7 protein-coding genes are annotated in these 8,264 nt (G+C 37.7%); all 7 read left to right on the top strand.

Annotated elements, in window-relative coordinates:
* The first annotated feature begins 335 nt into the window (after positions 1 to 335).
* The 7 genes from B9P78_RS08605 to lepA all read left to right on the top strand — a co-directional run bounded on the left by B9P78_RS08605 (position 336) and on the right by lepA (position 8,139).
* Complete coding sequence (locus B9P78_RS08605; protein WP_094519044.1) at positions 336 to 1,067, top strand: DUF554 domain-containing protein; 732 nt, start codon at positions 336 to 338, stop codon at positions 1,065 to 1,067.
* Between the two features lie 242 nt (positions 1,068 to 1,309).
* Positions 1,310 to 1,753 carry a hypothetical protein gene (locus tag B9P78_RS10365; RefSeq protein WP_233487834.1) on the top strand — a complete coding sequence of 148 codons (444 nt, stop codon included), beginning with the start codon at positions 1,310 to 1,312 and terminating at the stop codon, positions 1,751 to 1,753.
* Between the two features lie 14 nt (positions 1,754 to 1,767).
* A complete protein-coding gene (locus B9P78_RS10360; protein ID WP_233487832.1) occupies positions 1,768 to 2,361 on the top strand; it encodes an HrcA family transcriptional regulator in 594 nt (197 codons plus the stop codon).
* 12 nt (positions 2,362 to 2,373) lie between these two features.
* A complete protein-coding gene (grpE, locus tag B9P78_RS08595) occupies positions 2,374 to 2,973 on the top strand; it encodes a nucleotide exchange factor GrpE (protein WP_094519043.1) in 600 nt (199 codons plus the stop codon).
* Positions 2,974 to 3,070: 97 nt separating this feature from the next.
* A complete protein-coding gene (gene dnaK, locus B9P78_RS08590; RefSeq protein WP_094519042.1) occupies positions 3,071 to 4,891 on the top strand; it encodes a molecular chaperone DnaK in 1,821 nt (606 codons plus the stop codon).
* A gap of 89 nt (positions 4,892 to 4,980) precedes the next feature.
* Complete coding sequence (gene dnaJ / locus B9P78_RS08585) at positions 4,981 to 6,141, top strand: molecular chaperone DnaJ (protein ID WP_094519041.1); 1,161 nt, start codon at positions 4,981 to 4,983, stop codon at positions 6,139 to 6,141.
* Positions 6,142 to 6,315: 174 nt separating this feature from the next.
* A complete protein-coding gene (gene lepA, locus B9P78_RS08580; RefSeq protein ID WP_094519040.1) occupies positions 6,316 to 8,139 on the top strand; it encodes a translation elongation factor 4 in 1,824 nt (607 codons plus the stop codon).
* Positions 8,140 to 8,264: the final 125 nt, after the last annotated feature.

Raw genomic sequence — 8,264 nt, 5'->3', positions numbered from 1 at the left:
GTACGCCTTTTACTTTGAAAAATTTTTTATAAATTTTGATTGAAATATATCACGGAAACAGGTTAAAGGACTGAAACTGTAGTTCCTTAGCCGTGAAATAGGATGAAATCGAGACCTTGGCTCGATTCAAATTGAAAGACCTTGGCTTTCAATGGTCCCACGGCTCATAAGGAAAGTACACCCTAAGGACGAAAAATCTATGATTTTAATCTTTTGTCCCAGCCTCATAAATTTTTCTTACTAAAATTTAATTATTCTTGCATCGAAAAGTTATATACGGATAGAGGTGTACAAGTATTGTACAAATAAAAATGAAAAATGGAGGAGAGTAATATATGTCTGTTGGTATTTTTATTAATGTATTATCTGTGATTATTGGGGGGATTGTTGGTGGTCTTTTTGGTGAAAGATTAACTGAAAAATTTAAAGTAGAGATTAATATGATTTTTGGGGCTTGCTCTATGGCTATGGGTATCTATGCAATTGTGCCAATGAAGTATATGCCAGCTGTCATTTTGTCAGTCGTTTTAGGTACTGGTTTTGGTATGTTGATTCATCTAGGTGAGCGAATCAATAAAGGTGCAGTACTGATGCAACGCCAAATTACAAAAATTATGCCAAATGAAAAAGTTGATTTACCAGAAGAAGAATTTGTTTCTACTTTGGTTACAGTGATTGTATTGTTCTGTGCGAGTGGATCGGGTATATATGGTAGGTTACATTCTGGTATGACGGGTAACCATTCTGTGTTGATTGCAAAATCAATCTTAGACTTCTTTACTGCCGCCATCTTTGCAAGTTCACTAGGTTATGTTGTTTCTGTCATTGCAATTCCTCAATTTATTGTATTTATGTTGATTTTCTTGTTAGCAAATGTCATTAGCCCATTTATTCAACCTGATATGATCCTCGATTTACTAGCTGCTGGTGGTATCTTAATGTTAGCAACTGGTTTTAGAATGATTAAAGTAAAAATGTTTTCAACAGCGGATATGATTCCAGCTATGGCATTCGTAATGCCAATCTCTTGGGCGTGGGGGAATTGGGTTTTACCACTATTATCATAAAATAAGTAATATCTTAAAAAAGAAAAAACAAATGAAATATGTTCTCCTATATTGTTGCGATTAGTGCAGCTGCAGAATAGGGAACATATTTTTTTTATTAAAGATATCCCAGTATGCAATTCGTGAATAAAAGGTCAAAAATTCATAAAAAAAGTTTGACTATTATTGACAAAAGGATGGGTAAGTGATATATTATAAACATGTTAGCAGTCATAGTTGTTGAGTGCTAATGAGGTGAAAAGATGTTAACAAAAAGACAAAGTTTAATATTACAGGCAGTGATTGATTACTATGCTAAATATCAGTCGCCAGTCGGTTCCAAGGCTTTATCAAAACATCCTGAAATTAATGCCAGCTCTGCGACTATTCGTAATGAGCTAGCTAGACTAGAAGAATTATCCTTGATTACGAAAACACATGCTTCATCTGGTCGAATGCCAGCAGAGCAAGGTTATCGTTATTATATCAACCATATCATGCCATATTTTGGCGGATTAATTGATTTAGGATTAGCAGAAGAGGAAGAATCAATTCTTCAAGATATCTTCAATGATCCCTATAATGATTTGAATCAAGTAATTCGAAAGACAGCTGCTACTTTAGCCAATTTGTCTGAGAATGTCGTAATTTCAATTGGACCAGATATGCTACGCAACGACTTGCCAAATTTCATGTCCTTTCTTTAACGGAAGACCAGGCAATGGTTATTTTGGTGACAGATAAAGGTGTTATCCGAAACCAAATGGTGAACTTTAATTTAGTTTTAACACCAGCTTTGATTGAAGGTATTGCTGAAATCATGAACCAAGAACTTGTTGGTTTGGAGCTTTCAAAAGTAGTACAAAGACTGCAAACACACTATTTAAATGATATTGATCAGATGAATCATTCAGCTGAAGATAGCAATCATTTGATCCATCGATTGTTGAGTCAATTTAATAGTGACGACATGTTCGTTGATGGTCAGAACTATTTATTCTCTGCATTGGCAGAAACGTCAGATGGGGCTAACATCCCATACTTAAGCCAATTGTTAGAAAATCATGCGGTGATTGCATCGTTAATTAATACGTCTGACCATGGTATCCAAGTACGTGTAGGTAAAGAACTGAAAGATCAATCTTTGGAGAAAATGAGTTTAATGTCTGCTAACATGGGTACCGCAAATTCAGGTAAAATCATTACCTTTGCTGTGCTAGGTCCTGAGAATATGTCCTATATCCGGATGGCTCAGTTATTCCAAAGTATTTCAAAAGGTATGAGTAAATACCTTGACAATAATTATAAATCTTAGGGGGTCTATCAATTGACAAATAAGGATGACAATCAACAAGATTTACATGTTGATGAAGAAGTAAATGAAACAGAGGTTAAGGAAGAAACCGAATCTGCGAATGAAACAAATGAAACAAATGAAACAAATGAAACAAATGAAACAACTGAAACAACTGAAACTAGTGAATTAGATGCGTTAAAAGCAGAACTAGCTAGTAAAGAAGATCAAATCATTCGTTTATCAGCAGAAATTCAAAATATTAATCGTCGCAACCAGAGTGAACGTGAGGCGTCTGCAAAATACCGTTCTCAAAACTTAGCGAAAGCCATTCTACCAGCTGTGGACAATCTTGAACGTGCGCTAGATATTGAAGCCAATGACGACGCATCGAAAGCAATTCATAAAGGTATCGAAATGGTTCATGCTAGCTTGTTACAAGCTTTTGCTGAGGAAGGAATAGAAGCAATTGATCCTAAAGGTGAAACCTTTGATCCTAATTTCCATCAATCAGTGTCAGCTGTACCAGCAGAAGACGGGCAACAAACAGACGAAATCGTTCAAGTTTACCAAAAAGGGTATAAATTAAACGATCGCGTTCTACGACCTGCGATGGTTATTATCGCACAATAGCTGCGATATAATGAATTAGGCTAGTAACGCTAACCAATTCATCAATTCAATTCATCAAAATTTGATAGATTTCAATAAAAAAGGAGAAATGATCATTATGGCAAAAATTATCGGTATTGACTTAGGTACAACAAACTCTGCAGTTGCTGTTCTTGAAGGTGGCGAACCAAAAATTATCGCTAACCCAGAAGGTAATCGCACAACTCCATCAGTAGTTTCATTTAAAAATGGCGAACGCCAAGTAGGTGAAGTAGCAAAACGTTCTATGGTAACTAACCCTAACGCGATTGCTTCAATTAAACGTCACATGGGTGAAGATGGCTACACTGTAGAAGTAGAAGGTAAAAAATATACACCTCAAGAAATTTCAGCAATGATCTTACAATACTTAAAAGGTTATGCAGAAGACTACCTAGGTGAAACAGTAACAAACGCAGTTATTACTGTTCCTGCTTACTTCAATGATGCACAACGTCAAGCAACAAAAGATGCAGGTAAAATCGCTGGTTTAGAAGTTGACCGTATCGTTAACGAACCAACTGCAGCAGCTTTAGCATATGGTTTAGACAAAACTAAAGAAGATGAAAAAATCTTGGTATTTGACCTTGGTGGTGGTACTTTCGACGTTTCTACCCTTGAATTAGGGGATGGTGTCTTCGAAGTATTATCAACTTCAGGTGATAACAACCTAGGTGGGGATGACTTTGACCATGCAATCGTTAACCACTTGATTGCAGAATTTAAATCAGAAAATGGTATTGATTTATCTTCTGACAAAATGGCTATGCAACGTCTAAAAGATGCTGCTGAAAAAGCGAAGAAAGACTTATCTGGTGTAACTTCAACTCAAATCAGCTTACCATTTATTACTGCTGGTGCTGAAGGTCCATTACACTTGGAAGTAACTTTAACTCGTGCTAAATTTGACGAATTAACTTACGATTTAGTACAACGTACAAAACAACCAGTTAAAAATGCTTTATCAGATGCTGGTTTAACAAAAGCAGATATCGACCAAGTTATTTTAGTTGGTGGTTCTACACGTATTCCTGCAGTTATCGACATGGTGAAGAATGAAACTGGTAAAGAACCTAACCGTTCTGTAAACCCAGATGAAGTTGTAGCTATGGGTGCTGCTATCCAAGGTGGGGTAATCTCTGGTGATGTAACTGATGTTGTTTTACTAGACGTAACACCATTATCATTAGGTATCGAAACAATGGGTGGCGTGTTCACTAAATTAATCGACCGCAACACAACTATCCCAACATCTAAATCACAAGTATTCTCTACAGCGGCTGATAACCAACCAGCAGTAGATGTTCATGTTTTACAAGGTGAACGTCCAATGGCTGCAGATAACAAGACTTTAGGTCGTTTCCAATTAACTGATATTCCTGCTGCACCACGTGGTGTACCTCAAATCGAAGTAACATTTGATATTGATAAAAATGGTATTGTAAACGTTAAAGCAACTGATAAAGGTACTGGTAAGGAACAACAAATTACCATCCAATCTAACTCAGGACTATCTGATGAAGAAATCGATCGCATGATGAAAGATGCAGAAGCCAATGCTGAAGCAGATAAACAACGTAAAGAAGAAGCAGATCTTAAAAATGAAGTTGACCAATTAATTTTCCAAGTTGAAAAAACAACTGGTGAACTAGAAGGTAAAGTAGATCAAGCAGAAATCGACGAAGCTAACGCTTTGAAAGATGAATTGAAAGCTGCTCAAGAAGCTAACGATATCGAAACAATGAAAACGAAAAAAGATGAATTAAACGAAAAAATTCAAGCTTTAACTGTTAAATTGTACGAACAAGCAGCCCAAGCTCAAGAAGCTGATACTACTGCTTCAAACGATGATGATAACTCTGTAGACGCTGACTTCGAAGAAGTTGACGACGATAAATAATCTATCACTACTGAACCCTGTCTTCTTTGAGGGCAGGGTTCTTTATGTTATGATTATGGACGAGAAAACCATTCAAGGGGGAGTATATCGTGGCTGAAAAGAGAGATTATTATGAAGTCCTAGGCGTTGCCAAAACTGCAACGAAGGATGAAATAAAGAAAGCCTACCGAAAATTATCAAAAAAATACCATCCAGATATCAACAAAGAAGCGGATGCTGAAGAAAAATTCAAAGAAATTAGTGATGCATACGAAGTCTTAAGTGACGACCAAAAACGTGCTGCATATGATCAATATGGTCATGCTGCAACAGATGGCGGATTTGGTGGCGGTGGCTTCGGTGGTGGCGGTTACCAATCATATGGTGGCGGTGGCTTTGAAGACATCTTCGAACAATTCTTTGGTGGCGGTGGCGGTTTTGGTGGCTTCGGTGGTTCAAGCCGTACAGCCAATCCAAATGCCCCTCAACAAGGCGATGATCTTCAATACAACATGGATTTGGCGTTTGAAGAAGCTATTTTTGGTACTTCAAAAACAATTTCATATCGTCGCGAAGTAGATTGTAAAGTCTGCGGTGGTTCAGGTGCAGAACCTAGTACAGCGGTTCATACATGTGCAACCTGTTCAGGTACCGGTGTAGAAAAAGTTTACCAACAAACACCACTTGGACGCGTTGTATCTCAAACCGTATGTCATACATGTAATGGTAAGGGTAAAACCTTTGATCAAGCATGTAACCATTGTCATGGTGCTGGCCGTGAAACAGAAACGCACGAAGTGAAAGTAAATGTTCCTGCTGGTGTTGAAGATGGCCAAAGCATGCGTTTAAATGGACAAGGTAACGAAGGTAAAAACAAGGGACCTGCCGGACATTTATATGTAGTTTTCCGAGTAAAACGGAGCGAAATATTTGAACGAAACGGTGCTGAAATTAAATATGAATTGCCTATCAACTTCGCACAAGCTGCTTTAGGTGATGAGGTTGAAGTACCTACAGTTCATGGTAAAGTAACCATGAAAGTGCCTGCTGGTACACAAACTGGCACAAGTTTCCGTCTAAAAGGAAAAGGGGCACCAAAATTAAATGGTAATACCAACGGTGACCAAACTGTTACGGTAAGAGTCGTAACACCTAAGAATCTGAATGATGAACAAAAAGCTTCTTTACGTGCTTTTGCACGTGCATCACATGCAGAGGTTAGTGAAGAAGACAAAGGTTTCTTTGACAAACTGAAGGATGCCTTCTCTTAATCATTTAACTTAACAAATATCATGAAAGGGTCTGAGAAAAGTAATCATACTTTATACTCAGACCCTTTTTATAGGAATGGCTCCCATATCAGGCGTGGCGGATTTCTAAATATTGTGATAGAAGGGCTTTTTTGCTATAATGATAATTGCTGAAAAACTAGAGGGAGATGGAAAATGAATATCCAAGAAATGAAAGCAAGACAAGAAAAAATTAGAAATTTTTCCATCATCGCGCACATTGACCATGGTAAATCTACGCTAGCTGACCGTATTTTACAGAATACTGGTACAGTTTCAGAACGTGAGATGCATGCTCAAATGTTAGATTCTATGGATCTTGAACAAGAACGAGGCATTACAATCAAATTGAATGCCATTGAATTAGAATATAAAGCTAATGATGGTGAAACCTATATTTTTCATTTAATCGATACTCCGGGACATGTCGACTTCACATATGAAGTTTCTCGTTCCCTTGCAGCTTGTGAAGGAGCCGTATTAGTCGTTGATGCTGCCCAAGGTATTGAGGCGCAGACGCTTGCTAATGTATACCTAGCTGTTGAAAATGAATTAGAAATTATTCCAGTTATTAATAAAATTGACCTACCTTCTGCCGACCCAGAAAAAGTTCGACAAGAAACTGAAGATGTAATAGGGATTGATGCGTCTGAAGCTGTCCTAACATCTGCTAAGGCTAATATTGGGATAGATGAATTACTTGAGGAGATCGTTGCAAAAGTTCCGGCACCTACAGGGGATTTAGATGCACCAGTTCAAGCCTTAATTTTTGATTCTCTATATGATGCTTATCGTGGTGTGGTATTGAGTGTACGTGTTGAGAACGGTGTTATCCGTAAAGGCGACACCATTCAAATTATGTCAAATGGGAAAAAATTTGAAGTAACTGAATTGGGTATCATGTCACCAAAGGCAATTCCGCGTGACTATTTAATGGCCGGTGATGTTGGCTACATTACAGCATCAATCAAAACAATTCAAGATACTCGTGTAGGGGATACGGTTACTTTAGCAAGTAATCCTGCTAGTGAACCATTAGATGAGTACAAAGCCTTAAATCCAATGGTGTACTGTGGTTTGTATCCAGTTGATGCTGGCGACTATGAAGACTTACGTGAAGCTCTTGAAAAGTTACAATTAAATGATGCTTCTCTAGAGTTTGAAGCTGAATCTTCACAAGCCTTAGGGTTCGGTTATCGTTGTGGTTTCCTAGGTATGTTACATATGGACGTTATTCAAGAACGTTTAGAACGTGAATTTAACATTGACTTAATTGCCACCTCGCCATCGGTTATTTATCATATCCATAAAACAGATGGGACAATGGTTGAGGTAGCTAACCCATCTGAAATGCCAGATCCAACCACTATTGATTTTATCGAAGAACCAATCGTGAAAGCAAACATCATGGTGCCACAAGAATATGTTGGTGCTGTGATGGAACTTGCCCAACGCAAACGTGGTACATTTATTACGATGGATTACTTGGATGATATTCGGGTTGATGTAAAATATGAGTTGCCACTATCTGAAATTGTCTTTGATTTCTTTGATCAATTGAAATCATCAACAAAAGGCTATGCTTCTTTAGACTATGAATTGGCTGGTTACTCTCGTTCAGACCTAGTGAAATTAGATGTATTGTTAAACGGGGACATTGTAGATGCCTTGTCAATTATTGTACACAAGGATTTCGCAGAAAAACGCGGACGTAGTTTAGTGATTAAATTAAAAGAAGTTATCCCACGTCAACAATTTGAGGTACCGATCCAAGCCGCCATTGGTCATAAGATTATTGCGCGTACCAACATCAAAGCCTTACGTAAAGATGTAACGGCTAAGCTTTATGGTGGGGATGTAACTCGTCGACAAAAATTATTGAAGAAACAAAAAGCTGGTAAGAAACGTATGAAAGCAATTGGTTCGGTAGAAGTACCGCAAGAAGCTTTCTTAGCCATCCTAGATATGGATGAAGAATAGTGAATCAAATAAATAGGGGTCTCCGACTTTTGGTGTGGATGAGAAATCATTCACACTTTTTTGTATGAAAACACAAAAAGACATGTGAATAGGTTCCCTTTTGTCGCATCTAAACGCTTGGGTTG

Origin of the sequence: Aerococcus sp. 1KP-2016, from assembly GCF_002252085.1 — a bacterium.
In the GTDB taxonomy this organism is placed as follows: domain Bacteria; phylum Bacillota; class Bacilli; order Lactobacillales; family Aerococcaceae; genus Aerococcus.
The sequence above is the reverse complement of the archived record's forward strand: the minus strand, read 5'-3'. Positions and strand labels throughout refer to the sequence as shown.

What these genes read in the sequence shown, in the direction of transcription:
- lepA (WP_094519040.1), top strand. Translation starts at nt 6,316, where the DNA reads ATGAATATCCAAGAAATGAAAGCAAGACAAGAAAAAATTAGAAATTTT.
- B9P78_RS08605 (WP_094519044.1), top strand. Translation starts at nt 336, where the DNA reads ATGTCTGTTGGTATTTTTATTAATGTATTATCTGTGATTATTGGGGGG.
- dnaK (WP_094519042.1), top strand. Translation starts at nt 3,071, where the DNA reads ATGGCAAAAATTATCGGTATTGACTTAGGTACAACAAACTCTGCAGTT.
- B9P78_RS10365 (WP_233487834.1), top strand. Translation starts at nt 1,310, where the DNA reads ATGTTAACAAAAAGACAAAGTTTAATATTACAGGCAGTGATTGATTAC.
- B9P78_RS10360 (WP_233487832.1), top strand. Translation starts at nt 1,768, where the DNA reads ATGGTTATTTTGGTGACAGATAAAGGTGTTATCCGAAACCAAATGGTG.